This window comes from Pseudomonas taiwanensis (genome assembly GCF_013393345.1).
Classification (GTDB): Bacteria; Pseudomonadota; Gammaproteobacteria; order Pseudomonadales; family Pseudomonadaceae; genus Metapseudomonas; species Metapseudomonas resinovorans_C.
In genome coordinates this window covers 41566-67591 of sequence record NZ_QJRF01000070.1, presented here as the reverse complement: position 1 = coordinate 67591, position 26026 = coordinate 41566, and the positions used below count along the sequence as shown (strand labels likewise).

General features: G+C 63.9%; 22 protein-coding genes and 1 pseudogene. 9 read left to right on the top strand and 14 right to left on the bottom strand.

The window, feature by feature from the left end:
* Positions 1–275 precede the first annotated feature (275 nt).
* The 3 genes from purU to DM872_RS23205 are packed head-to-tail and all read left to right on the top strand — an operon-like array spanning position 276 to position 1785.
* Positions 276–1127, top strand: coding sequence for a formyltetrahydrofolate deformylase (gene purU / locus DM872_RS23215; protein ID WP_077522508.1), 852 nt, complete (start codon positions 276–278; stop codon positions 1125–1127).
* Between the two features lie 48 nt (positions 1128–1175).
* Positions 1176–1601: a CBS domain-containing protein gene (locus DM872_RS23210; protein ID WP_179061637.1), complete on the top strand. Its 426-nt coding sequence runs from the start codon at positions 1176–1178 to the stop codon at positions 1599–1601.
* Between the two features lie 10 nt (positions 1602–1611).
* Positions 1612–1785, top strand: a complete 174-nt coding sequence (locus tag DM872_RS23205) for a hypothetical protein (RefSeq protein WP_179061636.1) — start codon at positions 1612–1614, stop codon at positions 1783–1785.
* 215 nt (positions 1786–2000) lie between these two features.
* Here DM872_RS23205 and DM872_RS30975 read toward each other — a convergent pair whose 3' ends face one another.
* Entirely contained in the window at positions 2001–2765 is a 765-nt protein-coding gene (locus DM872_RS30975) for a methyl-accepting chemotaxis protein (RefSeq protein ID WP_373273739.1), read from the bottom strand.
* Positions 2766–2858: 93 nt separating this feature from the next.
* Positions 2859–3878 (bottom strand): annotated as a pseudogene (locus tag DM872_RS30970) (cache domain-containing protein); the annotation flags it as partial.
* Between the two features lie 124 nt (positions 3879–4002).
* Here DM872_RS30970 and DM872_RS23195 point away from each other — a divergent pair.
* On the top strand, positions 4003–5496 hold the full coding sequence (locus DM872_RS23195; protein ID WP_179061634.1) for a helicase HerA-like domain-containing protein: 1494 nt from the start codon (positions 4003–4005) through the stop codon (positions 5494–5496).
* Positions 5497–5746: 250 nt separating this feature from the next.
* Here the strand turns inward: DM872_RS23195 and DM872_RS23190 are convergent, their stop codons facing one another.
* The 8 genes from DM872_RS23190 to DM872_RS23155 all read right to left on the bottom strand — a co-directional run bounded on the left by DM872_RS23190 (position 5747) and on the right by DM872_RS23155 (position 14461).
* On the bottom strand, positions 5747–7219 hold the full coding sequence (locus tag DM872_RS23190) for an inorganic phosphate transporter (protein WP_179061633.1): 1473 nt from the start codon (positions 7217–7219) through the stop codon (positions 5747–5749).
* A 156-nt stretch (positions 7220–7375) separates the two neighbouring features.
* On the bottom strand, positions 7376–7573 hold the full coding sequence (locus DM872_RS23185; RefSeq protein WP_077522498.1) for a hypothetical protein: 198 nt from the start codon (positions 7571–7573) through the stop codon (positions 7376–7378).
* Positions 7574–7876: 303 nt separating this feature from the next.
* Complete coding sequence (mapR, locus tag DM872_RS23180; protein WP_179061817.1) at positions 7877–9298, bottom strand: GntR family transcriptional regulator MpaR; 1422 nt, start codon at positions 9296–9298, stop codon at positions 7877–7879.
* 81 nt (positions 9299–9379) lie between these two features.
* A complete protein-coding gene (ccoG, locus tag DM872_RS23175; protein WP_179061632.1) occupies positions 9380–10795 on the bottom strand; it encodes a cytochrome c oxidase accessory protein CcoG in 1416 nt (471 codons plus the stop codon).
* A 202-nt stretch (positions 10796–10997) separates the two neighbouring features.
* Positions 10998–11171 carry a hypothetical protein gene (locus tag DM872_RS23170; protein WP_179061631.1) on the bottom strand — a complete coding sequence of 58 codons (174 nt, stop codon included), beginning with the start codon at positions 11169–11171 and terminating at the stop codon, positions 10998–11000.
* Positions 11172–11253: 82 nt separating this feature from the next.
* Positions 11254–11799, bottom strand: a complete 546-nt coding sequence (gene nudE / locus DM872_RS23165) for an ADP compounds hydrolase NudE (RefSeq protein WP_179061630.1) — start codon at positions 11797–11799, stop codon at positions 11254–11256.
* 376 nt (positions 11800–12175) lie between these two features.
* Positions 12176–13306, bottom strand: a complete 1131-nt coding sequence (locus DM872_RS23160) for a LuxR C-terminal-related transcriptional regulator (protein ID WP_179061629.1) — start codon at positions 13304–13306, stop codon at positions 12176–12178.
* A 108-nt stretch (positions 13307–13414) separates the two neighbouring features.
* On the bottom strand, positions 13415–14461 hold the full coding sequence (locus DM872_RS23155; protein WP_179061628.1) for a Rieske 2Fe-2S domain-containing protein: 1047 nt from the start codon (positions 14459–14461) through the stop codon (positions 13415–13417).
* Positions 14462–14730: 269 nt separating this feature from the next.
* Here DM872_RS23155 and DM872_RS23150 point away from each other — a divergent pair, with 269 nt between their 5' ends.
* From DM872_RS23150 to DM872_RS23130, 5 genes are all read left to right on the top strand, one after another.
* On the top strand, positions 14731–15705 hold the full coding sequence (locus DM872_RS23150) for an NADP-dependent oxidoreductase (protein ID WP_179061627.1): 975 nt from the start codon (positions 14731–14733) through the stop codon (positions 15703–15705).
* A gap of 88 nt (positions 15706–15793) precedes the next feature.
* The gene (locus DM872_RS23145; RefSeq protein WP_179061626.1) at positions 15794–16609 is read left to right on the top strand and encodes an SDR family NAD(P)-dependent oxidoreductase; all 816 of its coding nucleotides are present in this window, start codon (positions 15794–15796) and stop codon (positions 16607–16609) included.
* Between the two features lie 11 nt (positions 16610–16620).
* Complete coding sequence (locus DM872_RS23140; protein ID WP_179061625.1) at positions 16621–17547, top strand: alpha/beta hydrolase; 927 nt, start codon at positions 16621–16623, stop codon at positions 17545–17547.
* Between the two features lie 11 nt (positions 17548–17558).
* The gene (ribB, locus tag DM872_RS23135) at positions 17559–18644 is read left to right on the top strand and encodes a 3,4-dihydroxy-2-butanone-4-phosphate synthase (RefSeq protein ID WP_179061624.1); all 1086 of its coding nucleotides are present in this window, start codon (positions 17559–17561) and stop codon (positions 18642–18644) included.
* The gene (locus DM872_RS23130; protein WP_179061623.1) at positions 18641–19852 is read left to right on the top strand and encodes an NADH:flavin oxidoreductase; all 1212 of its coding nucleotides are present in this window, start codon (positions 18641–18643) and stop codon (positions 19850–19852) included. Before ribB ends, DM872_RS23130 begins: the two co-directional genes overlap by 4 nt.
* A 519-nt stretch (positions 19853–20371) precedes the next feature.
* Here the strand turns inward: DM872_RS23130 and surE are convergent.
* The 4 genes from surE to DM872_RS23110 form a co-directional block, all read right to left on the bottom strand.
* A complete protein-coding gene (gene surE / locus DM872_RS23125; RefSeq protein WP_179061622.1) occupies positions 20372–21361 on the bottom strand; it encodes a 5'/3'-nucleotidase SurE in 990 nt (329 codons plus the stop codon).
* A 137-nt stretch (positions 21362–21498) separates the two neighbouring features.
* A complete protein-coding gene (locus DM872_RS23120) occupies positions 21499–22875 on the bottom strand; it encodes a DUF1329 domain-containing protein (RefSeq protein ID WP_256873460.1) in 1377 nt (458 codons plus the stop codon).
* A 79-nt stretch (positions 22876–22954) separates the two neighbouring features.
* Entirely contained in the window at positions 22955–24331 is a 1377-nt protein-coding gene (locus tag DM872_RS23115; protein ID WP_179061621.1) for a DUF1329 domain-containing protein, read from the bottom strand.
* Between the two features lie 23 nt (positions 24332–24354).
* Positions 24355–25992: a DUF1302 domain-containing protein gene (locus DM872_RS23110; RefSeq protein WP_179061620.1), complete on the bottom strand. Its 1638-nt coding sequence runs from the start codon at positions 25990–25992 to the stop codon at positions 24355–24357.
* Between the last annotated feature and the right edge of the window lie 34 nt (positions 25993–26026).

Here is a 26026-nt window from a genome sequence, read left to right as displayed (position 1 = left end):
ATCAATAATAGACAGCGATTATCTGCAAGTAAATAAGCAGGAAAACTTTTGTACGCATTGTCGGTGACTTCTTCTTTCATACTAGTCCGCTGGTCGTTCAAGTGCGTAATTGCGCTTCGTGCACTCGCTATATCGATGTCGGCTTTCGCCCCTTAGTTGTGCGTTGGGTTTTCTTCGCGGTGGCGGGCAATCCGCTGCAAGCCACGTGGTTACTGAAGTTTTTGTGCACACTGGCTAGAATGGCCGCCTTCGTGAAGTCTCTGGAGTGTTCCCAAATGCGCACATTTCGTCTGGTGATTGCCTGTCCGGACGGCGTCGGCATCGTAGCCAAGGTCAGTAACTTCCTGGCTACCTACAACGGCTGGATTACCGAGGCCAGCCATCATTCGGATAATCAGAGCGGCTGGTTCTTCATGCGCCATGAAATCCGTGCCGATTCCCTGCCTTTCGATCTGGATGGTTTCCGCCAGGCGTTCGCGCCCATCGCCCGTGAGTTCGCCATGGACTGGCGGGTGACCGACTCCGAGGTGAAGAAGCGCGTCGTGCTGATGGCCAGTCGCGAGTCTCACTGTCTGGCCGACCTGCTGCACCGTTGGCACAGCGGCGAACTGGATTGCGAGATCCCCTGCGTGATCGCCAACCACGACGACCTGCGCAGCATGGTGGAATGGCACGGTATCCCTTACTTCCACGTGCCGGTGGACCCGAAGAACAAGCAGCCGGCCTTCGATGAGGTTTCGCGCCTGGTGGAAGAGCACAACGCCGATACCGTCGTGCTTGCCCGCTATATGCAGATCCTCCCGCCGGAGCTCTGCCAGCGTTACGCCCACCAGGTGATCAACATCCATCACAGCTTCCTGCCATCCTTCGTGGGCGCCAAGCCTTACCATCAGGCATCGCTGCGGGGCGTGAAGCTGATCGGCGCCACCTGCCACTACGTCACCGAAGAGTTGGACGCCGGTCCGATCATCGAGCAGGACGTGGTGCGCGTGACCCATCGCGACAGCGTCGAAGACATGGTTCGCTTCGGCAAGGACGTGGAAAAGATGGTGCTGTCCCGTGGGCTACGCTATCACCTTGAAGACCGGGTGCTGGTGCACGACAACAAGACCGTCGTGTTCAACTGACGACCTTGGCGGGCATCCGCTCCGGTCAACCGGCAGAGGAGCCCGCCCATGCTCAAGTCGATCAAGGTGCGCGACTGCATGACGCGCCACCTGGTGACCTTCAGGTCCGACACCGATCTTCTCCTCGCCATCGAGCGGCTGCTGGAGCACCGGATATCCGGTGCTCCCGTGGTGGACTCCCAGGGCCATCTGATCGGCATGCTTTCGGAAGGCGACTGCTTGCGCGGCATCCTTTTCGGCACCCATGACGAGGCTGCGATTGGCAGTGTCAGCAAATGCATGTCCACCCGGCTGGAGACCGTCTCTCCCGACGCTGACATCATCGACATCTGCCAGCGTTTCCTGCGCGACAAGCGCCAGCGCTTTCCGGTAGTCGAAGAGGGCGTGCTGATCGGCCAGGTCAGTCGTCGCGATGTGTTGCTTGCCGTGAAAGGCTTTGCCCGGCATGACCCTGAACAACCCCCGGAAGTCTGAGGATTGCCCCATGACTGACCCACGTGACCGAGCCACCTCCAGCCCGCCGCCCACCCTTGGCGAAGGCTGCGTACGCCGCTATGACCCCGATGAGCTGAGCGAGGAGAACGGCACCGAGTTCCCCGGCGCGGCGGAGTTGTGGCGAAAGACGCAGGAAGAGGAAGAAACGAAGAAGGCGCCCTAGGGCGCCTTCTTAGTGTTTGATGTGGGAGCGAATTCATTCGCGAAGAGTCCGAGCACGGCCTTTCGCGAGCAAGCTCGCTCCTACGGCTGTCAGTTGCGTAGGGTGGATAACGCTCTTTTTATCCACCATCGGCGTCATGCCGAACGACTTGTTTCCGCTGTGGGAGCGAATTTATTCGCGAATGAATTCGCTCCCACACGAGCAACCACCCGCCGTCAGATGCGGAAACTCCCCACCAGTTGCTGCAGGCGTGCGGCCTGCTGGTCCAGGTCGGCACAGGCGCGCAAGGTCGCCTGGAGGTTTTCCACGCCTTCCTGGTTGAGGGTGTTGATCTCGGTGATGTCCATGTTCAGCGAATCGACTACGGCGGTCTGTTCCTCGGTGGCGGTGGCCACCGACTGGTTCATGCCGTCGATCTCGCCGATGCGATGGGTCACGCTGCCCAGGCGCTGGCCGGCCTGGTTGGCGATTTCCACGCTCTGCTCGCTGTAGCGCTGGCTCTCGGTCATGGTGGTGACCGCTTCGCGGGCGCCGACCTGCAGCTCTTCGATCATCTGCTGGATTTCCTGCGCCGACTCCTGGGTGCGATGGGCCAGGTTGCGCACCTCGTCGGCCACCACGGCGAAACCACGACCGGCTTCGCCGGCGCGGGCGGCTTCGATGGCGGCGTTGAGGGCGAGCAGGTTGGTTTGCTCGGAAATGCCTTTGATCACTTCGAGGATCTGGCCGATGTTCACCGTCTTGCTGTTCAGCGTCTCGATGTTGCCGCAGGAGGCGCGAATCTTGCCGGACAGCTCGTTCATCGCGGAGATGGTGCGCTCCACCACCTGGCGGCCATCCTCGGCCAGGGTGCGCGCGGAGGATGCCTGGTTCGAAGCGTCGGCGGCGTTGCGGGCGATTTCCTGCGCGGCGGCGCCAAGTTCGTTGATCGCGGCGGCGACGCTGTTGGTGCGGTTGGCCTGCTCGTCGGAGTTGCTCATGGACGAGTTGGAGGCGTTGAGCACCAGCTTGGCGACCTGATTGACCTGATTCGTGGCCGACGACACTTCACGGATCGAACTGTGGATACGCTCGAGGAAACGGTTGAAGGCGCTGGCCAGATCGCCGAACTCATCCTGGGTATGGATCGCCAGGCGGCGAGTCAGGTCGCCTTCGCCCTGGGCGATGTCCTGCATGGCGCGACCCATGATGTGCAGGGGTTGCATCAGGACGCGGATCAGCATGCCGAGCAGGATCATGATGATCACCACGGCGATCACGGTGGCGATGATGGCCGACGCGCGGAACTCATTGAGCATGCTGTAGGCCTTGTCCTTGTCCACCGATACGCCGATGTACCAGTTCACCGAGGGCAGGCCTTTCACCGGGGCGAAGGTGAGGATGCGCGTGGTGCCGTCCACTTCGACTTCGCTGAAGCCGGTGCTGATGGCCGGGGTGTTCTGCGGATAGAGGTCCCGCAGGCTCTTCATCACCAGGTCCTTGTTCGGATGCACCAGGACCTTGCCGTCGGCGCTGACCAGGAAGGCGTAGCCCATGCCGTCGAAGTCCAGGGCATTGATGATCTGCACCAGCGTCTGCAGGCTCAGGTCGCCGCCCGCGACGCCCAGGGACTGCACTGGCGTGGCGATGGTCATGATCAGCTGGCCGGTTGCAGCATCCACGTAGGGTTCGGTGAGGGTGGTGCCGCCGGCGCTCTTGGCGCCCTGGTACCAGGGGCGGGTGCGCGGGTCGTAGCCCTCGGGCATCGCGCTATTCGGGCGCATGGTGAATTGCCCGTCTTGCGTGCCGAAATAGGTGAACGCGAAAGTCGAACTCAGTGCCCGCTGTTGCAACAGTGAAGGTACGGCATCGGCGGAAGGGTTGGCTGCAAGGGATTCGGCCACGCTTTCCACCAGCAGAATCCGGCCCGACAGCCAGTTCTGGATATTGCTGGCGGTGACATCGCCCATTTCCTGCAGATAGTTTTCCAGATCGTCTCGGAGCGCATTCCTTTGCAAGTAATCGTTGTACAGGGTGAACAGCGAGAAGGCTGCAATGACCACCAGCGAGGCGGCGAGCAGAATCTTGTGGCTGAACCTGAGGTTTTTGATCATGTTTGCTTGCGTCCGGTTGGGTCAGGCACCAGTCTTCATGGCACGTGAGTGCTGAAAAACTGAGTAGAAACGTCGGTTTATATATCGGCGGGAATCAATCAAAGCTTTAACCGAGGAAGGCGAAATGCCCGATCAAAACTCCCTGATTCTCGGCGCTGACCCACAAGGCGCTGCCGTCTCCCAGGCCATGAAACTGGCCAATCGCCACGGACTGATCGCGGGCGCTACCGGCACCGGCAAAACGGTGACCCTGCAGCGCCTGGCTGAAGTCTTCAGCGATGCCGGTGTGGCGGTGTTCGCGGCGGATATCAAAGGCGATCTCTGCGGCCTTGGCGCAATGGGCAATCCCCAGGGCAAGGTGGCCGAGCGCATCGCCTCCATGCCCTGGCTTGGTCATCGGCCCCAGGCTTACCCGGTGACCCTATGGGATGTTGCCGGGCTCTCCGGCCATCCGCTGCGCACCACCCTCAGCGAGATGGGCCCGTTACTGCTGGGCAATCTGCTGGAGCTGACCGACAGCCAGCAGGCCGCGCTGTATGCCGCCTTCCAGGTCGCCGACCGCGAAGGCCTGCTGTTGCTCGACCTGAAGGACCTCAAGGCGCTCCTCAACCATCTCAAGGATCACCCGGAACTGCTGGGTGAGGACCGTGCCCTGTTCGCGGGCGCTTCTGCCCAGGCCCTGCTGCGACGACTGGCCACCCTGGAGCAGCAGGGCGCCGAGGCACTGTTCGGCGAGCCGGCACTGCAACTGGAGGACATCCTCCAGCCGGACCGCGACGGCCGTGGGCGTATCCATCTGCTGGACGCCAGTCGTCTCGTCCATGAGGCGCCCAAGGTCTATGCCACCTTCCTGCTCTGGCTGCTGGCCGAGCTCTTCGAGCAATTGCCGGAGCGGGGCGATGCGGACAAGCCGGTGCTGGCGCTGTTCTTCGATGAGGCGCACCTGCTCTTCGCCGGGACTCCGAAGGCCCTCCAGGAGCGCCTGGAGCAGGTGGTGCGACTGATTCGCTCCAAGGGTGTCGGCGTGTACTTCGTCACCCAATCCCCCAGCGACCTGCCGGATGACGTGCTCGCGCAACTCGGCTTGCGCATCCAGCATGGCCTGCGCGCCTTCACCGCCAAGGAACAGAAGTCGCTGCGCGCAGTGGCCGATGGTTTCCGCCCGAATCCCGCGTTCGACGCATTGAGCGTGCTCACTGAACTGGGCATCGGCGAGGCGTTGGTGGGGACGCTGGAAGAGCGGGGCACCCCGGCCATGGTCCAGCGCGTCGCCATCGCACCGCCTCAGTCACGAATCGGCCCGCTGAATGACAGCGAACGCGCCGCGCTGGTGCGAAGTTCGCCCCAGGCCGGTCGTTACGACAAACCGATCGATCGCGAGTCCGCCTATGAAAGGCTCACCGCCCGTGCCGCTCAGGCACCCGCCGAAGAACCGGTGCAGAAGGGCGGCAAGGCGCAGGCCAGCCCACCTGGCATGGGAGATCTGGCCGGTGAGTTGCTGGGCTCCTTCGCCAGCCAGGCGATGAAGACTGCCGTCCGCCAAGCGGCCAACCAGCTCGGCCGGCAACTGGTGCGCGGCCTGATGGGGTCGTTGCTGGGCGGCAGCAAGCGCCGTTGACTGCTTGTGGGAGCGAATTCATTCGCGAATGAATTCGCTATGTCTGCATTAAGAGTTGCAAGTAGCTGCATTGCCCGTAGGAGCTGGCTTGCCAGCGAATGGCCCCGTTTCGCTAGCAAGCTAGCTCCTACAAGGCTCCTGGACCGATCGCCGATCTCTGGCGACAGCTAACGCAGACATAGCCAATGAATTCGCTCCCACAGGAACGAAAAAGGGCGCCACAAGGCGCCCTTTTTCATGCTCGTCCGAATCAGACGATGAAGGTGATGGCCAGCCAGAAGAGGGCGGCGGACAACACGATAGTGGTCGGCAGGGTGAGCACCCAGGCCATCAGGATGTTGCGCACGGTGCCACCTTGCAGGCCGCTCTTGTTGGCGACCATGGTGCCGGCGACGCCGGAAGACAGCACGTGGGTAGTGGACACCGGCAGGCTGTAGACGTTGGCGAGGCCAATGGCGCAGGCCGCGGTGATCTGCGCGCTCATGCCCTGTGCGTAGGTCATGCCGTGCTTGCCGATCTTCTCGCCGACGGTCCGCACTACGCGCTTCCAACCCACCATGGTGCCGATGCCAAGGGCCAGGGCCACGGCCAGGATCACCCAGAACGGCGCGTATTCGGTGGTGGCGGTCAGGTCCTTGCGCAGCTTCTCCAGGTCGGCCTTTTCGCGGGCCGGCAGTTCGGAAAGCTTGCCTACCTTCTTCGCGGTGTCGTCCAGACAGAGCAGGTAGCGGCGGACTTCCACGCGGGTTTCGTCGCTCAGATCACGGTAGTTGGCCACGCCGTTGAGGCTGTTGAGCAGGGCGGCGATGGTCGGCTCGGTCTGCTTGGGATCGCAGCGATAAAGCTGCGGCATCTCGCTGCCATTGCTCTTGCCCAGCGCCAGCATCTCGCCGAGGGTGTCGGTATGACGCTGGTAGAACTGGCTCAGGTGGGTCGCCGCGTCGCGGGTACGCTCGATCTGGTAAGTGGTGCTGTTCAGGTCCAGGACGAACTTGGCCGGCACGATACCGATCAGCACCAGCATGATCAGGCCGATGCCTTTCTGGCCGTCGTTGGAACCGTGCACGAAGCTCACGGCCATGGCGGAAAGCACCAGCACCAGGCGGTTCCAGAAGGGCGGGTGCTTCTTCTCGTCCAGTTCCTTACGGGTTTCCGGCGTCTTGTGCATCTTCGACAGCGGATACAGCCACTTGAGGCTGAGCAGTACCAGGGCCGCGACCAGGAAACCAGCTGCCGGCGAGAAAATCAGCGACAGGCCGATATCGATGGCCTTGCCCCAGTTCACGCCTTCGGCAAGCGGAACTTCGGTCAGAACGGCGTTGGCCAGGCCGACACCGAGGATCGAACCGATCAGGGTGTGGGAGCTGGAAGCCGGAATACCGAAGTACCAGGTGCCCAGGTTCCAGGCGATGGCCGCGGTGAGCAGGCTGAACACCATGGCCAGGCCATGGCCGGTGTTGACATTGATCAGCAGTTCCACGGGAAGCAGGTGGACGATGGCATAGGCCACGCCGACGCCGCCCAGCAACACACCTAGGAAGTTGAAGACTCCCGAAAGGAATACCGCCCGATAGGGCGACATGGCCTTGGTGTAGATGACTGTGGCCACCGCGTTGGCGGTGTCATGGAAACCGTTGATGAACTCGAAGGTCAGGACGAATGCCAGGGCGAGACAGAGGCTCAGCACCAGCCAGGCATCTAGCCCGCTGAAGAGATCGAACATGAAAGTTTTGTGACTGAGGTCATGAAGGGGCCGCGATTATGCCAGAAAACCGGTCGTCGCCCAGTCCCTGACGCCGAGCGGCTTCCGAGGTTCCCTACTGAAGTTGTCGCAAATCAATACGAGCGATTCTCCCGACGGGCGGGGTGCGACAATCTGTCAGGGTTCCTCTCGCAACTCTTTCTCGATCTTCTCCAGCTCTCTTTCGAAGCTCTTGTCTAGCAGGCTGGGTTTCTTTCGCCAGGGCTTGCGCTCGGGGTCCCTTTGCGCAGCGTAGGTGGTTACTTCGCCACCGTATACATCCTTGTAACGTTGCGCCTGGCGCTCGAGTTCGGCGCGCAGTTCGTCTTTCGTCACGTGGTTAATCCATCTCTCTGATTAATGGTCTTCAGCTGCAGCGGGTGATCTAGAGGCTTCTGCCCCCTTGGCGTCGGTCACCCGGTAGAGGCCGTCGATGCGACCTTCTTGTAGGACAATGTTCGTTACTCGCAACTAGTGGGGACTTAACCGCGTACTACGGAAAGTCCCTGCGAATAATCTGGGATTAGATGTCGATTTCTGTAAGAGCCCAGATGGAACAGTCGCAAGTATAACAAGCAAACGGGAAAGCTCCATTGTTGGAGCTTCCCATTCATGCGACGGATATCTGCACTTGCAGTATCAGGAGTTACCCAGGAGAGACCGGATTATCCTGCCGAGAGTTTCCATTGCCTGTTCACTGGAGTTGCTCCAGGGATGGCCATAGTTGAGGCGAGCGCAATGGCCGAAACGCCGTGTTGCCGAAAAGATCGGCCCCGGCGCGATGCTGATGCCCTGGGCCAGGGCGAGTTGGAACAGGCGCAGCGAGTCCACCTGCTCGGGGAATTCGAGCCAGAGGAAGTAGCCCCCTTCCGGGCGGCTGACGCGGGTTTCCTCGGGGAAGTGCCGGGCCACTGCCGCGAGCATCGCATTGCGCTGGCTTTCCAGGGCGTAGCGCAATTTGCGCAGGTGGCGGTCATAGCCGCCATGTTGCAGGTAGTCGGCGATGGCGGCCTGGGCCGGCACCGAGGCGGAGATGCTGGTCATCAGCTTCAGCCGCTCGATCTGCCCAGCGAAGCGTCCACCTGAAACCCAGCCCACCCGGTAGCCGGGCGCAAGGCTCTTGGAGAAGGAGCTGCAATGCATCACCAGGCCTTCGGTGTCGAAGGCCTTGACCGGTTTGGGCGCGTGCTGGCCGAAGTACAGCTCGGCGTAGACGTCGTCCTCGATCATCGGTACCTGGTGCTTGGCCAGCAGCGCCGCCAGCTGGCGCTTCTTGTCTTCGGAAAGGCTGGCGCCCAGCGGATTCTGGAAGTTGCTCATGAACCAGCAGGCCTTGATCGGCAGCCGCTCCAGGCTGTCTTCCAGTACTTGCAGGTCGATGCCATCGCGCGGGTGCACGGGAATTTCCACTGCTTTCAGTTTCAGCCGCTCGAGTACCTGGAGGCTGGCATAGAAGGCTGGCGCCTCGATGGCGACGAGGTCACCGGGGCGAGCCACCACCTGCAGGCAGAGGTTCAACGCCTCCAGCGCGCCGTTGCAGATCACCAGTTCCTCAATGGGCAGCGGCAGGCCACCGACCATGTAGCGCAGGGCGATCTGCCGGCGCAGGGCATGGTTGCCCGGCGTCATGTCGGCCACCGTCGAGCGCGGGTCCATCTCCCGCACCGCATGAGCCATGGAGCGGGCCAGACGCTGCAGGGGGAACAGTTCCGGGCTGGGGAAAGCCGAGCCGAAAGGCACGGTGTCCGGGTCCTTGATGGAGCTGAGCACCGAGAACACCAGTTCGCTGACGTCCACCTCGGTGGTTGCGGCTTCCCTCGGTCCGGGCTGGGGTTCCGGCAGCGGCCGGCGCACATGCTCGCAGACGAAGTAGCCCGAGCGCGCACGGGCCATGATCAGCCCGCGGCTCTCCAGCAGGTAGTAGGCCTGGAACACAGTGGAAGCGCTCACACCGTAGGTGCGGCTGGCGTGGCGCACCGAGGGCACCTTCTGCCCTGGGGCCAGGACCCCGGTGCGGATCAGTTCGGCGATCTCGTCGGCGAATTTCTCGTAGCGCTTCATCTTTTCCTGGTTGGGCAGCGGCAAGGCGGTGCCCAACTCTAAGCGCTCGGCGCGTGCGCCGCCATGATCCCGGGCCATGCTTCAGCGCCTCGGGCTGACGAAGGTGCTGTTGCCACTAGCCTCGGTGGCCGGGTCGTCCAGGCTGCGCACCACGAAGCGGAGCGGGCGGGAGCCGGCCGGGCCACTGTCGTCGGTGTGCGCCACGGAAACCGGCAGGGAGAGAATCTCGCCGGCACCGATGCTGACCTCGTGCTCGCCCTGCAGGCGGAAGCCGGGGACGTCTTCCAGCTCCACTACGTAGCGCTGCTCCCGCTGGGTCTTGTTGATCAGCTTGAGGTTGTAGATGTTCTCGATCTCGCCAGCGGCGTTCTCGCGGAACATGCCACGGTCCTTGATCACGTCCACCGACAGCTGGGGACGGGTGGCTCCCAGCCAGAAGAGGGCCGCGATCATCAGCAGCAGGGCAATGGCGTAACCGATCAGTCGTGGACGCAGCAGGTGGGTCTTGCCACCTTCCAGCGCACGCTCCGAGCTATAGCCCACCAGCCCGCGGGCATAGCCCATGCGATCCATGATCGAGTCGCAGGCGTCGATGCAGGCGGCGCAGCCGATGCAGGCGATCTGCAGGCCGTCGCGGATGTCGATGCCAGTGGGGCAGACCTGCACGCACATCTGGCAATCAATGCAGTCCCCCAGGCCCTGGGCCTTGGGGTCGCTGCCTTTCTTGCGCGGTCCACGGGATTCGCCGCGGGTGGCGTCGTAGGAAACGATCAGCGTGTCCTTGTCGAACATCACGCTCTGGAAGCGGGCATAAGGGCACATGTGGATGCACACCTGCTCGCGCATCCAGCCTGCATTTATATAGGTGGCGAAGGTGAAGAAGATCACCCAGAACAGTGCCGTCCCGCCGACCTCCCAGGTGGCCAGGTTCGCCACCAGATCACGCACTGGGGTGAAGTAACCGACGAAGGTGATGGCGGTTGCCAGGCTGATGGCGAGCCAGAGGCCGTGCTTGGCGGAGCGGCGCAGCAGCTTGCTTGCGCTCCAGGGCGCGGCGGCGAGCTTCATGCGCTGGTTGCGGTCGCCTTCGGTAACCTGCTCGCACCACATGAACATCCAGGTCCAGACGCTCTGCGGGCAGGTGTAGCCGCACCAGACGCGGCCGGCGAACACTGTGATGAAGAACAGGCCGAACGCGCAGATGATCAGCAGCCCTGACAGCAGGATGAAGTCCTGGGGCCAGAACGTGGCGCCGAAGATATAGAACTTACTGTCTTCCAGGCTCCACAGCACCGCCTGGCGACCGCCCCAGTCGAGCCAGAGGGTGCCGAAGAACAGCAGGCACAGGAGACCCGCGCCGACGCGGCGCAAGTCACGGTAGAAACCGGTGAAGCTACGGGTGTGGACAGGTCCGTTGGAGGCGGAAAGGGGTTTGCTTGCAATCGGCGGCAGGCTGGGGGTGACCTCTATTACCTGCGCTGGAATTCTCTCGCTCATGATCAGTGCCCATCAGGCTGTTACGGCGAGACGGACTATAGGAAGGCACTGATCGGCAAAACAGATTCAGATCAGCCGGCAAAAACCATATCAGATGAGTCGGTATGGGGCGCGAAGCCGCAACACGCGTGGCGTGGGTGCCTGGCGGTGAAATCCAGGACAGCTGTGCGGCAACCGGTCGCGGGGTGCCGCAGCACAGCGATCAGCGCAACATCGACCCTATGGTGGCAACCGGCATGATGCAGGTGGGGTAGGCGGGAGGACAGTACTGGGTCGCGGCCAGGGGCTGCGGCAGGGGGCGCATCAATACGGCGGCGTAGGCAGCACCGAAGGCGCAGATGACGACGGCGAGGCACAGCTTTCTTCTTGTTGTCATGGTCATTCCTCTGCAACGGAGGGACATCTTGTTATGGGGCAAGACTAGGAACTGCTGCGACAAGCCGCCTCGTCCGAATGGACTAGATTCGGGGCGACCTGCTGAGTGCCATGAACAGTGCGGCAATGGCGCGTGCTTCCTGCAACTCGCCCGACGCCACCAGGGTCGGCAGCTGTGACAGGGGAACCTGCATGACCTCCAGGGGTTCCGGCTCATCACCCGTGGTAGCGCAGGGCTGCAGGTCTTCGGCCAACACCACGCGGCAGCTGTGGCACAGGTGTCCGGGCGCCAGGGTCAGCACGCCCAGTTCACGGAGGTATCCAGCGCGCAGGCCGACTTCCTCCATCAGTTCGCGATTGGCCGCCTGTAGTGTGGTTTCCCCGGGCTCGACCCCGCCCTTGGGCAGGCCCAGCACGCGCTGCTCCACGCCGACGGCGTACTCACGCACCAGCAGCACGTGCTGTGGGTCGGCCAGCGCCACGACGAGCACCGATTCATAGCCGGAGCCCCGCAGACGCTCGTAAACCCGCTGCTGGCCGTTGGCGAACTCCAGGTGCAGGGCTTCGATCTGGAACCAGTCGCTTCTGGCACGCAGTTCGGTCTTGAGGATGGTGGGCAGGCTGCGCATGGCGGGCTCCCGTGGCGGACCCGACAGAGCGTCGCGCGCATCGGCGGCGAGGGCATCGTCTGGATGGACTACGCCACACTGTAGGAGCCAGCTTGCTGGCGAACGGCTGCGCGCGGGTCTATTCGCGAGCAAGCTCGCTCCTACAAAAACGGCGCGGGCCGGACCGCTCGCACCAGCTGTAGGAGCCAGCTTGCTGGCGAACGGCCGCGCACGGGGGCTATTCGCGAGCAAGCTCGCTCCTACAAAAGCGGCGCGGGCCGGACCGCTCAGCCCAACGTCGCACTCGCTGTAGGAGCCAGCTCGCTGGCGAAGGGTCGCGCACGGGGGCTATTCGCGAGCAAGCTCGCTCCTACAAAAGCGGCGCGGGCCGGACCGCTCAGCCCAGCGTCGCCACGCTGCGCAGGATCAACCGCACCAGCATTGTCTGGCGGGTCACGCCGGTCTTGGAGAAGGTGGAGCGCAGATGCGCCCGTGCGGTATTGCGGCTGATCCCCAGGGCGTCGGACGCCTCGTCCAGGGTCAGGCCGTTGGCCAGCAGCATGGCCAGTTGGGCTTCGGCGGGCGTCAGGTCGAACAGCGCCTTGACGATCTCCTGGGGGGCGCTGGATTCCTGCTCGGGGTCGCTGATAAAGATCACCACCGATGGGCACTGCTTGCCTTCGTTCCAGGCCGACAGCGGCACCGAGCGCACGATGATGCCGAGGTCCGCCTTGCCGGACGGCCGCTGCACGCGCAGGGCCTCCACCACCGAAGGGAGGTTGTTCTTCTGCGATTGCAGGGCCTGCTTCACCAGCCGGCGAAACTCCTGGGTATCCCGTGGGTTACCCACCTGCAAGCCATCGTTGACCAGCTTGAGGCCGTCCTTGTCGTGCAGGAGGCGTTCGGCCACGCGGTTGGTCTGCAGTACCTTGCCGTCCTCGTCGAGGATGATGGTGCCCACGGCGAGCTGATCCACCGCACCGGCATACAGGTTGCGCTCGGTCTCGATGCGGTTGAGCTGCATGTGGATCTTGATCGAGCGTTCCAGGTGCGGGATGAACTGCGCCACCAGCGCCTTGTCGTCTTCGGTGAACTCAGCGTCCTCGCGACCCCGGCTGACACGGATGCGGCATTGCGCGCCGTCGCTGGTCCGGATGTCGGCGCCGAGAATGTGGAACACACCCACCGGCTCCAGGAAGCTCTTGAAGAACTCCGACTCTTCCCATTCCGTACGGGAAAGGAATTCGCTGTTGGTCACCACCTGTCGGTTGGGCAGGCCGACGAAGGGGTCCAGGGCGAAGAAGTGCTTGTTGTAGGACGCCGTGACTTCGGAGGAGCTGCCGGTGGTGTTGACCATCAGACCCTCGGCATGCTCGCTCGGCGGCCGCAGGATGAAGGTGACGTACTTGCTCTGCAGGTACTGGTTCAACTGATTGAGAAAGGTTGCCCAGGGGATGTCTTCCAGCGGTCCCTGATAGAGGTTGCCGAGCATCCCGCTGAACTCATCGAGCGTGAGATTGTGTGCCATATCTGAACCGCTTTTTATTTTTGTAGGGAGCTTCTTACAGACTAACGGGATCATTCATCAAGGCTGATCGTCTCCCACTGATCGGGAGACGATCGATCCCGACCGAACTCAGGCGGTTTCGGTGATGTCCAGAACAACGAACGAACGCGGTTCGGCGAGGCTGGCGGGCAGCTCGGCGATGTCGGTGTAGAACTGGTCGTACCACTTGCGCAGCTGGTAGACCGGACCGTCGCCATCGCACAGCAGCGGGTTGTCCACACGGGTCTTGCTGTGCCAGATGGCCACGTCTTCATAGAAGGCGTTCTGGGCCTGCTGCACATAGGCCCTGGCCATTTCGCGGTTCTGCTCGTCGGTCAGTCCGGGCACCTTCTTCACCAGCACGCCGTAGCGCAGGGTGAAGCTGTTCAGGTCGATGGGGACGTGGCAGTTGAGCAGGATCGAATGGATCGGCACACCACCCATGGCACCGGTCATTTCGGTGATCTGGTAGGCCGGGCCGTAGTAGGTCGCCACCGTGGTCAGCTCACTGTCGCCGGACAGGCGCGCGCTGCTGCCGCGCATCACCTGAACCGCCATGTGGCGCTCGAAGGTGTTGCTGAAATGGTTGAGATCGGTGCCGTGCACCGCGTCGAAGTGAGCCATGTCGGAGATGTTGTCGATCAACTCGCGGCAGTTGGTGTCGATCTTCAGCTCCGCCACTTCCCAGTCGGCCCACTCATCGCTGAAGGAAGCGTCGATGCGCGGGATCGCCTGCTCCTCGATCGGCCCATTGCCTTCTGGATCGTTCCAGACGAACAGCAGATTGTTCTGCTCCGACACCGGCCAGGACTTGATTTTCGCCCGTGGGGGGATGCGCTTGGCGTAGGGAATGTCATCGCACACGCCGTCGGCGCGCCAACGCCATTCGTGGAAGGGGCAGCGGATTGCGTCGCCTTCGACGCAGCCCTGGCTCAGGTCCGCGCCCATGTGCGGGCAGAACCCGTCGAGGATGCGGATCTGACCGTCTTCCCCGGCGAAGGCCACCAGGCGGGTGCCGAACACATCCAGGCGGTGCGCCTTGCCGTCGCGGTACTGCGCGGCCAGTCCCAGGCAATGCCAGCCTCGCGCGAAGCGCGGTTCCAGCTGCTTGGCTTCGATTCGGTGCAGGGTACTCATGTTCTTGTTCTCCCATCGGGGTTCTCGAGGGCTGCTTGCGGCTCAGGCAGAACGGCGCAGCGGATGCACTGAACGGATTCTGCGGAGCCAGCATTTCCCGGCATCGTCTGATCGGACGATGGCCCTGGTCGGCGACGCGGTTTTACTGCGGGCAAGCGCAACAAACAGGCGCTGACATCAACCGATGTGCGTCGCCCATGCCATTTGTCCCTTCGGGCAAGACTGCTCCCAGGCGCGCCACTCAATTGGAAACTGACTCGGAGACTCGCATGCGCGCAGTGGTCATCGAACGCCTTGGTGGAGCCGAGGTACTGCAACTGACGGAAGTCGAACGCCCCCGCCCTGGCCCCGGTGAAGTGCTGGTGCGGGTGGTCTGCGCCGGGGTCAATCCGGCGGACTGGAAGTGCCGCGAGGGTTACCTCGGCGGCTTCCTCGACTATCGCTTCCCCTTCATCCTCGGCTTCGACCTCGCTGGCACCGTCGCCGAACTGGGTGAAGGTGTGAATGATCTGGTTCCGGGCAGCCGGGTCTTCGCCCAGAGCGATGTCGGCGCCGGCAAATGGGGGGCCTACGCCGAGTACGCCTGCGTATCCCGCGATTCCCTGGTGCCCATGCCGGACAACCTCAACTTCGCTGCTGCGGCTGCCGTGCCGACTCCGGCACTGGCTGCCTGGACCGGCCTGCTCGAAGAGGGCGCGCTGCGACCCGGCCAGACCGTCCTGATTCATGGTGGCGGTAGCGCGGTAGGCGGATTCGCCATCCAGTTCGCCCGCTGTGCCGGGGCGCGGATCGCCACAACGTGCAGCGCCGCCAATGCCAGCCAGGCATGCGTCCTGGGTGCCGAGCTCGCCATCGACTATCGATCCGAAGATATCCACAAGGCACTCGGGCAATGGGCGCCGGAAGGTGTGGACCTGGTGCTCGACTGCATCGGGGGCGGCAGCCTGCCGAACGGTCTCGACCTGTTGCGCCCCGGTGGTGCCCTCGTCGCCATCCTTACCCTGGCACCGGGCGATTCTGGCCCCGACCATGCCGAAGCGGCTCGACGCGGACTGCGCACGGCGGTGGCCTACAGCCGCATGCCCAGCGGCGAAATGCTGGGACGCATCGCCAGCCTGCTGGCCGCTGGCCGAGTGCGCCCACCCGCCCTCGACCTGCTGCCGCTGGCTGAGGTGGCCAGTGCCCACGAACGCCTCCAGCAGGGCCGCGTGCGGCGCAAGCAGGTCCTGCAAGTCGCCGAGTGAGCCACGCCCTCGTCCGCTCGGACGATGGATTGGCCAGCCGAAGCGGCTCTACTGGCTCCGACAACAACAAGAGCAAGGGGCGTCAGCCATGCGAATCGAACAGGGCCAGGTGGCGGTGATCACCGGTGCAGCCGGCGGCATAGGTCGCGGCCTGGCGGAAGAAGGGGGCGCACGTGGTCTGCGTCTGGTGCTGAGCGATGTGGACCCGCAGCGCCTGGCGGCCCTTGCCGCGCAGCTTCAGGAGCAGGGTGTCGAAGTGGTCAGCCGCGTAGCCGACGTGGGTGACGCGGACCAGGTGGATGCCTTGCGCGATCTCGCCGTCGAACGTTTCGGCGGCGTCGATCTGCTCTTCAACAATGCCGGCATCATGCAGACCGGCTTCAGTTGGGAGATCGAGGCCAGCCGCTGGCAGCGCCTGCTGGATATCAACCTGGGTGGCGTGATCAACGGCATCCGCAGCTTCGTTCCGCTGCTGCTCGCCCAGCAACGCCCGGCACAGGTGGTCAACACCGCGTCCCTGGCCGGACTGGTCTGCAGCCCCATGCTCGGCCCGTACACCGTCAGCAAGCAGGCGGTGGTGGCGCTGTCGGAAACCCTCCACTACGAACTGGCCGTGTTGCAGTCCCAGGTCGCTGTGGCGGTGCTCTGCCCGGGACCCGTGGCCAGCGACATCATGACGTCCAACCGGGTCGCTGGCGCCGCCACCGGCCAGCTCGACGCGCTCCTCGACAGCAGCATCCGCCAAGGCATGGACCCGCGTGACCTTGCTCGCGAAGTCTTCGCCGGCATCGAGGCCGGACGCTTCTGGCTGCTGCCCCACAAGAATTTCAAACCGGCGCTGGAACGGCGCCTCACCAGCATCCTCGACGAGACCAACCCGGTCTTCCAGATGGCCGAAGCCTAAGGACCGCCACCATGTCCCTCGATCCCCAGATCGCCGCCGTGCTCCAGCAATTCAGCGGCATGCCGCAACCGGACTACAGCCAGCTCGACCCCGTGCAGTACCGGCAGTTCTGCGACAACCTGATGCCGCCGATTCCCGGTGATCGCCTGTTCGAGGTGCGCAACCTGCGCCTGGCGGGCGCCGAAGGCGAGCTGGATGCACGGCTCTACCGACCGGAGGATCGTAACGACCTTCCCCTGCTGGTGTTCTTCCATGGCGGTGGTTTCGTCATCGGCAACCTAGACACCCACGACAACCTCTGCCGCAGCCTCGCGCGCCTGTGCAACGCCGTAGTGGTGTCGGTGGCCTACCGACTGGCGCCGGAGAGCCGCTTCCCGGCGGCGCCTTACGACTGCTACCGCGCCACCTGCGACCTGGTGGAGCGTGCCCGCGAACTGGGCTTCGATGCCAGTCGCCTGGCCCTGGCCGGAGACAGTGCCGGGGGCAACCTCGCCATTGCCGTGAGCCGACTGGCACACATTCGCAAGGGCCCGCGCATTGCCTGGCAGTGCCTGTTCTATCCAGCCACCGATGCCCGTTGCGACAGCGCATCCCATGAAGCCTTTGCCGAGGGCTACTTCCTCACCCGCGAACAGATGCGCTGGTTCTGGAGCCAATACCTGCCGCGCACCGAACTGGTCGACGACGCCCTGGCGTCCCCCGTGCGCGCCGAGGACCTGGCCGGTCTGCCGCCCACCACCCTGATCAGCGCCGAATACGACCCCTTGCGCGATGAAGGCGAAGCCTTTGCCCAGCGCCTGCAAAAGGCTGGGGTGCAGGTCCGCCTGGAGCGTTGCGAAGGCATGATCCACGGATTCATCAGCATGTCCGCGTTCGTCAGTCGGGCCCAGGCAGCGCTCGAATCCGCCTGTGCCGACCTGCGCCGCGCATTGAACTGAAAGGAGTACCCATGGACAGCCCGCAGCGACTGATCGAGGCCATGGCCAGCGGCACGATGCTGGTGGTGACCGACGAAGACGAAGGCGAAGGCTCGCTGGTGATCGCCGCCGGCCGCGCCGATGCCGACGCCATCAACTTCATGGCTCGCGAAGCACGCGGGCTGATCTGCCTGGCGCTCACCGAGGAGCGTTGCAAGGCCCTCGGCCTGGAACTCATGGTGCCCAACTCGCGGGCCCGCCACGGCATGGGGTTCACCCTGTCCATCGAGGCGCGCACCGGGGTTTCCACCGGCATCTCCGCGGCCGATCGCGCACGCACGGTATCGGTCGCGGTGGACCCGACGAGCGTCGCGAGCGACCTGGTGCAGCCCGGTCACATCTTCCCCTTGCGTGCTCAGCCGGGCGGCGTGATGCAGCGTGCCGGACATGTCGAGGCTGCGTGCGACCTGGCGCGCCTCGCCGGCCTCATGCCCGCCGCCGTGCTGGTGAGCATTCTCGATGAAGACGGCGAACCCGCACGCGGCCAGGCCCTGCGCGACTTCGCGGAGCGGCACGGCCTGCCGCTGGGCAGCGTGGCCGACCTGATCCACTACCGCATCCTCCATGAGGGCACCATCCGCCGCTCGGGCGAGTACCCGATCCAGACCCGTCACGGCGAGTTCCGCGTCATCACCTACCTGGACGACTACGAGGGACAACTGCACCTGGCTCTGGTACGTGGCGAAGTCCGCCGCGACCGGCCAGCGCTGGTGCGGGTTCAGGCGGCGGAAACCCTGCGGGACCTGCTCGACAGCCACCCCGGGCAGTGGAACCTCGACCGCTCACTGGCGAAGGTGGCGGAGGAGGGCGCAGGCGTTGTGGTCCTGCTGGCTCATCAGGAAACGCCGGCCGCGCTGATCGAACAACTCCAGCAGGGTGAGCACAAGCTCCGCCCCCCGAGCTTTCCGCAGCGCACGCTGGGGATCGGCGCACAGATCCTGCGGGACGTGGGCGTTCGCAAGATGCGCCTGCTGAGCTTCCCGGTGAACTTCAAGGCGGTGTCCGGCTTCGAGCTGGAAGTCGCCGAATTCGTCCCCTTCGATCGGGAGCAGGCATGAACCAGCACCTCGACAGTTTGCTGCAACCGGCTCGACTGGCCGGGCTTCAGCTGCGCAATCGGCTGATCAAGACGGCCACCTTTGAGGGCATGTGCCCGGGCGGGATTCCCGGCGACGACCTGATCAACCATCACGCGAGCGTGGCTCGCGGCGGCGTCGGCCTGACCACCGTGGCCTATTGTGGCGTCTCGCCCGACGGCCTGACTTTCCCCGACCAGATGTGGATGCACGCCGGCATCTTCCCGCAGCTGAAACGCCTGACAGCGGCCGTGCACGCCGAGGGCGGCGCCATTTCCGCCCAACTGGCCCACTGCGGCTACTTCAGCCGCAACCGTCCGCTGAACATTCCACGTCCTCGCGGCCCGAGTGCCTGCATCAACCAGTACGGCCTGTTCTCCGGCATTCCCTTCGGCGGTGCCATGGGCATGGCCGACATCGGCCGCACCGTTGCTGAGTACGCAGCAGCGGCCAGCCTGGTCCGTGATGCGGGCTTCGATGCCATCGAAATCCACATGGGACACGGCTACCTGCTCAGCCAGTTCATTTCGCCGGCCCTGAACAAGCGCCGCGATTCCTACGGCGGCGCACTGGAGAACCGAATGCGCCTGCCACTGCAGGTGCTGGCCGCCGTGCGTGGGGCGGTGGGGCGCGATTTCCCGATTCTGGCCAAGCTCAATCTCAGCGATGGCTTTGCCGGTGGCCTGCAGATCGAAGAAGCCTGCGAGGCCGCGCGCCTGCTGGAAAGCGCAGGGCTGGACGCCATCGTCATGAGCGGCGGGCTGGTCAGCCGTACGCCGATGTTCCTCTTCCGCGGCGATAGCCCGCTGGCGCAGATGGTGCCGCTGGAAAAGAACCCGTTGCAGCGCACCGCGATGAAATGGTTCGGCGGCGCCAGCTTCCCCGACCTGCCATTCGAGGAGCTGTACTTCCTCGAACTCGCCCGGCAGATGCGCAAGGCAGTGTCCATGCCCCTGGTGTACCTGGGCGGCGTGGCCAGCGGTGAAGGCATGGCGAAGGCAGCGGAGGAAGGCTTCGATTTCCTCGCGCTCGGCCGCGCCCTGCTCAATGACCCGCACCTGCCGCAACGCCTGCAGCAGGAAGGCTCGACCTGGCGCAGTGCCTGTACGCACTGCAACCAGTGCGTGGCCAGCATGGGGTTGCCGGGTGGGATTCGCTGCGTGCTGAACCAGCCTGCGGTGTTTGCCTAGCGCTGCGCTGGCACTGATTTTTCTGTGGGGGCGAATTCATTCGCTAAGCAGGACGCAGGTCTGCCTGGGTGACTGCTTCGCAGTCCATAGCGAATGAATTCGCCCCCACACCAGGAAGCTTTGACTCCGAGTTATTCACAACAAAAACGAACACCCGTGACTCGTGAAGCATTCCCCGAAGGCGTCGCCCTGGTAGCCGCGTAGCTCAGCCACAACCTACAAGGGACCACGCTTCATCGGTTCCCCAACGCACGATGCGCTTTTGTAGGTTGGGCCGGGCGGCGTTCCGCGAGCGCAGCGAAGCCCAACGTGGCGTGGGTTCAGGTCCGCACCGTTGGGCTTCGCGTAGCTCAGACACAACCTACAAGGGACCGCGCTTCATCGGCTCCCCCCGACGCACGATGCGCTTTTGTAGGTTGGGCAGAGCGCAGCGAAGCCCAACGTGGCGCGGTATCAGGTCCGCATAGGTCGCACAAAAAAGCCCCGCATTCGCGGGGCTCTTTTTTCATCACCGAAAGCTTAGGGCTTCACGCCACCCAGCATCAGCTTCGCCTGCGCCTGGACCAGCGGCGAGGCGGTGTAGTTGCCGTCGATGGGGGTGATCACCGCTTTGCCGAGGGACAACTGGTAGGAGTCACCCTGCTTCTGCTCGGCGGTGGGGGCGGGCGGAGGGACGAGGTTCACCCGTACCACACCGTCAGCGCCTTGCTGCGGCTGGAAGACCACGTTGCCCCAATCGCTGATCGGCGCGAAGGCCACGCCGGTGACTTCGCCCGATTCCAGTGCCGGGTAGTTGATGTTCAGCCCGGTGTTGCCCGGCAGGCCGATCACGTTGGTTTCGCAGTAAGGCTTGGCCTTGCCACGGCTCTTGTCGCAGATGCGTTTCGCCTCGGCCCCGAGGGCGGCCGCGCGGTTGATCACGCGAACGGCGAAGCGCGCGGTGTCGTCCATGGCGTTGAGGGTTTTCTGGTAGCCGGCCTGCGGGTTCTGGGCGATCAGTTGCAGGTCGATGGCGGTGGACACGGCCACTGCCGGCACGCCCTTGAACATGGCGCGGACGGCTGCGTTGACGGTGCCGGACATCTGCGTCAGCGGGCCGACGTTGTCGCCGAAGTTGGTGCCGGAGACCACCAGGTCCGGGCGGTTGTCCTTGAGCAGCAGGTCGAGGCCCACGTTCACCGCGTCCACCGGAGTACCGATGGCGGATGTCTTGCCAGCCGGCGGGGTGTAGCCGGCGGGGGCGCCGACGCAGTACTTGTCCTGGGCGAGCTGGGTAATGGCGACGGCCTGGCCGGGCACTACGACGCTGGCCGCGCCGATGCCGCTGCTGTCGTTCTGCGGGCCGACCAGGGTGACCTGGTGGCCGGCGGCGACCAGCGCCTGGTAGACGGCGTCGATGCCGGGAGCGCGGCAGCCGTCGTCGTTGGTCAGGAGGATGTTCAGGGCACTGGCCTGCGCGGACAGGCCAAGGGCGGCCAGGCAGATGCCGGCGCTCAACAGCGTTTTCATTGTTGTTTCCTCGTGAGGTGGGGCTGTTTGGAAAAAGCTGACCCTAGGGTCGATTTGTTACAGGCTTTCGAGGGTGCTGTTGCAACTGCTGCCGGGTGGCGACGCCATTGCGGCATCGCCACCCGGCATGCCCGGGATCAGCGACCCTGCTTGCGCAGGCTCGCGACTGTGAAGTTACTGGCGTCGAAGTCGCTGGCATTGAGCTTCGGCGCGTCCTGGTCGTTGATCAGGCGGTCGGCCAGGTAGGAGCCGGCGATCAGGTCGTGATAGACCGCGACGCGGGCATGGAAGCCCTGCAGCTCATAGGCGTAGATCGAGGCTTGCATGTTGGTACGCCAGAGTTGGCCCTTGCCGTCGTAGTTGTCGGCCAGGGCGGCGGCCCAGGTGTCTTCGTCCAGGTACATCACGCGCTTGCCGTAGACGTGGCGTTTGCCGGGCTTGAGAGTGGCTTCCAGCACCCAGACGCGGTGCTTCTCGTAGCGCATGTATTCCGGATTGATGTGACCGTTCGTGGACAACAGTTGGTCGAGCTTCACCGCCGGGTCGTCGAGCCGGTAGTTGTTGTAGGGGATGTACAGCTCTTTCTTGCCCACCAGTTTCCAGTCGTAGCGGTCGGGGGCACCGTTGAACAGGCGGTCCTCGTCCATCACGCGGAAGCCGCCGGCGCCGTACGGGGTGTCGTAGGCCACGGTGGGCGCGCGACGCACGCGACGGTTGCCGGGCAGGTATTGCCAGCTCTGGCGCGGCTGGGCCAGCGGGTCGGTGAACTCGTTGCCGAGGAAGATCTCGCCCCGTTTCCGGGTGGGTTCCATGGTGGTGATCATGAAGTGCGCCTGGATGCCGTTGAAGGCACCGGCGGTCCCCTGGGGATCGGTCCACGGCGAGAGGATCTTGTAGTTCACCAGTTCGAACTGGCGGTTACCGTTGGACAGGGTCAGGGCCATCTTGTAGGTGGCGTCTTCCTTCCAGGCCACGGTGTGGAGGTTGTGGTTCCACATCAGTTCGTAGCCGTTTTTCGGAATGGGGAAGGGCGCTCCGCCATAGGCATTCGCCACGCCGTTACCGTCATTCACCAGTTCGGCGTTCAGGGCGTTCTGCTTGATCGCGTCCTCGACCCACTGGGCGTACCGGAAGTCCCGGTGGCTCGGGTAGACGGGCATCGTGAAGCTCTTTGGATAGCGCTGGAACAGCGCCTTCTGACCGTCGGAGAGCTGGTCGGCGTACTGCGCCATGTTCTCGGCGGTAATGGTGAACAACGGTTTTTCGCCCGCGTAAGGATCGGGGTGCTTATTGCCGCTACCGGCGAACTGCACCTGGGGCGGGGCACCGCGCCACTTGCCACTCCAGGCAGGAATGCTGCCGTCGGCGTTGCCAGCTTTTTCGGCACCGGTGGGCGTCAGTTCCTGGCCGAGGCGTGCGGCTTCTTCGGGGCTGACCTTGGCCAGGGCGGAGGTACTGGCGATGCTGGCGACCAGCAGGGCGCCGAGCACGGGCGCGGGGTATCTCATGAACATGTTCAAGGGTTCCGTGGATGGGCAGGGAAAGCCCCGGCCCCGCCGCTTTGCGCGGTATCGGGGCCAGGGCGCGCCGGACTTATTTACCCAGCTTGCGCAGGTTGGCGGCGGTGAAGTAGCTGGCGTCGAAGTTCGCTTCGTTCAGCTTTGCCGGCTTCAGCCCGTTGACCAGGCGGTCGGCCAGGTAGGAGCCGGCGATCAGGTCCTGGTACACCGCCACGCGGGCGTGGAAGGCCTGGATCTCATAGGCGTACACCGAGGTCTGGGTGTTGGTGCGCCAGAGCTGGCCCTTGCCGTCGTAGTTATCACCCAGCGCGGCGGCCCAGCTGTCCTCGTCGAGGTAGAACATGCGCTTGCCATAGACATGGCGCTTGCCCGGCTTGAGGGTCGCTTCCAGTACCCAGACGCGGTGCAGCTCGAAGCGCACATGGTCGGGGTTGATGTGGCCGGTGCCGGAGGTCAGCTCTTTGACGGGCAGGTCCGGGTCATCCAGGGCGTAGTTGTTGTAGGGGATGTACATCTCCTTCTTGCCCAGCAGCTTCCAGTCGTAGCGGTCGGGGGCGCCGTTGAACAGGCGGTCCTCGTCCATCACTCGGAAACCACCTGCGCCGTAGGGCGTGTCGTAGCCGATGGTGGGCGCGCGACGCACGCGACGGTTGCCGGGCAGGTACTGCCAGGCCTGGCGCGGCTTGGCCAGCGGGTCGGTGAAGTCGCAGCTGAGGATGATCTCGCCCTTCTTCCGAGCCGGTTCCTGGGTGCTGATCATGGCGCAGGCCTGGGTGCCATCGAAGCCTTCGACCGAGCCCTTGGGGTCATCCCAGAGGGAGAGGATCTGGTAGCCGACCTTCTCGTCCACGCGGTTGTTGTTGGCCAGCACCAGGGACATGTTGTAGGTGGCTTCTTCCTTCCAGGCTCGTGCCGGAAGGTTCTGGTTCCACATCAGCTCGTAGCCGTTCTTCGGGATGGGGAAGGGCGAACCGCCGAACGCGTTGGTCACGCCGTTGCCTTCATTCACCAGCTCAGCGCTGACGGCGTTGTGCTTGAGGTTGGCCTCTACCACGGGCGAGAAGCGGAAGTCGCGATGGCTCGGGTAAACGACTATCCGGTACGTGTCCGGGTAGCGCTTGAACAGCGCCAACTGGCCGTCGGAGAGCTTGTCCTTGTACTGCTCCACGTTGGCCGCGGTGATGGTGAACAGCGGCTTTTCACCCGCATAGGGATCGGGTCGTTTGCTGCCGCTGCCATCGAATTTCACATGGGGCGGTGCACCCAGCCATTTGCCGCTCCATGCGGGAATGCTGCCATCGGCGTTGCCGGCCATTTCGGCGCCCATGGGGGTCAGGTCCTTGCCAAGACGGGCGGCTTCTTCGGGGCTGACCTTGGCCAGCACGGGAGTGCTGGCCAGGCTGGCGGCGAAGAGGGCGATGAGGAGCGGTTTGTTGTTGTGCGCTTGCATCTCGTCTCTCCTGCTGCGGTGGATCAGAAGCTGTACTTGGCGCTGAGGCCGAAGTTGTCGCGGTCTGCCAGCGGGGTGTCGCCGGCGTCGCCGAGGAAGGCGTTGTAGCGAGCCTCGATGGTGAAGTTGTTGAGGTAGCGCCAGGTGGTGCCGATGCCGAGGCGGTCGTCGCCTTCACCCATCCCGAAGCTGCCGGCCATGGAGGAATCGCCACCGAGGGACTGGCTGTAGATCAGCGGAATGGTCAGGTCCCAGCCTTCGAAGATGTTCAGGTAGTCCAGCGACAGGTTGAGGGTGTAACCCCAGGCCCGCTTGTCGTTGTAGAGCTCGTCGGTGTTGTTGGTGGTGATGGGCACCGCACCGCCGAAACCGTCCGGGACGAAGACGTTGAAGCTGGGCGCACGGTCGTTGTTGAGCACCTCGTTGTAGCCAACCTCACCGGTCAGGGTGGTGTTGTCGGCAAAGGGCTGGTCGCCGAAGGAATGGATGAACGACACCTGCGCCTGCAGGGTCTCGGCGCGCACCGCGTGAGGCGTCAGGCCGGTATCCACCAGCACCGGCTGGCCATCGCGGTAGCTCACTTCACCGCTGACGTTGGTTTCGCCGAGCACGGTGGAGAAGCTCGCACCGTAGAGGTCGATGTTGTCGAAGTAGCGCACCTGGTACTGGGCGGAGTTCCAGTTGGTGAGGAAGTCCAGGGTCGGCGCCTTGTCGTGGAAGCGGATGTAGTAGAGGCCGAACTCGGTGTTGTTCAGCGACTCGGCCACGTAGGTCATGGCCACGCCGTACTGGCCGCTGTCGCTGGGCTTGTCGTCGTCGATCCGGCGGGTCAGGCCGAAGGCGTCGGTGAAGCCGCCTTTGTCCATCTGGTCGGTGACCGAGAAATAGCTGCCGACGCCGTCGATCTCGGTCTTGTCCCAGTCGTACTGGTAGTAGGCCTGCAAACCGAGATTGTCGGTGACGCTGATCTGGCCGAAGAGCTGGCCGACCGGCAGGAAGATTTCCTTGATCTCGACACCCGGCGTGTTGGCCTTGGTGCCATCGGCGGGGCTCATGGCGGAGGAAATGCCGTTGCTGATGAACAGGCTTTCACCCCAGCTCACGACCTGGTCGCCGAGGCGCAGGTTGAGGTCATGACCGCCCATGTCCCAGGCACCGTAGACGTAGGAGTCGAGCATGCGCACGTCTTTGCCGTGCTGGTCGATGGTGTCGTGGGGGAAGTGGTTGGCCTTCGAGCAGGCACCCCCGGCGAGGCAGTTGGAGGTGCCGGTGCCGTTGTCGTTGCTGCGGTTGTAGACGTCGTCGTAGAAACCGCTGGCACGCATGAACAGGCCGAAGTCCTGACGCCAGTTGAAGTTGGCCTCGGTGAGGAAGCTGGCGCGGTTGTTGATCAGGCTGCCCTTGTCGAAGGCGTTGTTGCCGTCATCGATGTTGGCGATGGCTGGATTCGGGAAGCCGTTGGACAGCGCGTGATCGCGGGACTCGGTACGCCAGGCGAGGGCGTAGGTGAGGGTCGTGTCCCAGGAAATCTTCAGGTCTTCGTTGGGCTGGAAGGCCAGGGCATGGCTCTGTCCGGCTTGACCGAGGGCCAGCCCCAAGCAGGCGAAGCGGATCGCGGAGTGTAGCGGCGCAAGGGGATGCCCCTTTCTTGTTCTTATCATGATGTCGCTCTCGGCGTGTCTGGGCACAGCTCGT

Bases quoted from the DNA above. Each gene is read 5' to 3' on its own strand.
- purU (WP_077522508.1), top strand. From the start codon at position 276: ATGCGCACATTTCGTCTGGTGATTGCCTGTCCGGACGGCGTCGGCATC.
- DM872_RS23210 (WP_179061637.1), top strand. From the start codon at position 1,176: ATGCTCAAGTCGATCAAGGTGCGCGACTGCATGACGCGCCACCTGGTG.
- DM872_RS23205 (WP_179061636.1), top strand. From the start codon at position 1,612: ATGACTGACCCACGTGACCGAGCCACCTCCAGCCCGCCGCCCACCCTT.
- DM872_RS30975 (WP_373273739.1), bottom strand. From the start codon at position 2,765: ATGAGCAACTCCGACGAGCAGGCCAACCGCACCAACAGCGTCGCCGCC.
- DM872_RS23195 (WP_179061634.1), top strand. From the start codon at position 4,003: ATGCCCGATCAAAACTCCCTGATTCTCGGCGCTGACCCACAAGGCGCT.
- DM872_RS23190 (WP_179061633.1), bottom strand. From the start codon at position 7,219: ATGTTCGATCTCTTCAGCGGGCTAGATGCCTGGCTGGTGCTGAGCCTC.
- mapR (WP_179061817.1), bottom strand. From the start codon at position 9,298: ATGAAGCGCTACGAGAAATTCGCCGACGAGATCGCCGAACTGATCCGC.
- ccoG (WP_179061632.1), bottom strand. From the start codon at position 10,795: ATGAGCGAGAGAATTCCAGCGCAGGTAATAGAGGTCACCCCCAGCCTG.
- DM872_RS23170 (WP_179061631.1), bottom strand. From the start codon at position 11,171: ATGACAACAAGAAGAAAGCTGTGCCTCGCCGTCGTCATCTGCGCCTTC.
- nudE (WP_179061630.1), bottom strand. From the start codon at position 11,799: ATGCGCAGCCTGCCCACCATCCTCAAGACCGAACTGCGTGCCAGAAGC.
- DM872_RS23160 (WP_179061629.1), bottom strand. From the start codon at position 13,306: ATGGCACACAATCTCACGCTCGATGAGTTCAGCGGGATGCTCGGCAAC.
- DM872_RS23155 (WP_179061628.1), bottom strand. From the start codon at position 14,461: ATGAGTACCCTGCACCGAATCGAAGCCAAGCAGCTGGAACCGCGCTTC.
- DM872_RS23150 (WP_179061627.1), top strand. From the start codon at position 14,731: ATGCGCGCAGTGGTCATCGAACGCCTTGGTGGAGCCGAGGTACTGCAA.
- DM872_RS23145 (WP_179061626.1), top strand. From the start codon at position 15,794: ATGCGAATCGAACAGGGCCAGGTGGCGGTGATCACCGGTGCAGCCGGC.
- DM872_RS23140 (WP_179061625.1), top strand. From the start codon at position 16,621: ATGTCCCTCGATCCCCAGATCGCCGCCGTGCTCCAGCAATTCAGCGGC.
- ribB (WP_179061624.1), top strand. From the start codon at position 17,559: ATGGACAGCCCGCAGCGACTGATCGAGGCCATGGCCAGCGGCACGATG.
- DM872_RS23130 (WP_179061623.1), top strand. From the start codon at position 18,641: ATGAACCAGCACCTCGACAGTTTGCTGCAACCGGCTCGACTGGCCGGG.
- surE (WP_179061622.1), bottom strand. From the start codon at position 21,361: ATGAAAACGCTGTTGAGCGCCGGCATCTGCCTGGCCGCCCTTGGCCTG.
- DM872_RS23120 (WP_256873460.1), bottom strand. From the start codon at position 22,875: ATGTTCATGAGATACCCCGCGCCCGTGCTCGGCGCCCTGCTGGTCGCC.
- DM872_RS23115 (WP_179061621.1), bottom strand. From the start codon at position 24,331: ATGCAAGCGCACAACAACAAACCGCTCCTCATCGCCCTCTTCGCCGCC.
- DM872_RS23110 (WP_179061620.1), bottom strand. From the start codon at position 25,992: ATGATAAGAACAAGAAAGGGGCATCCCCTTGCGCCGCTACACTCCGCG.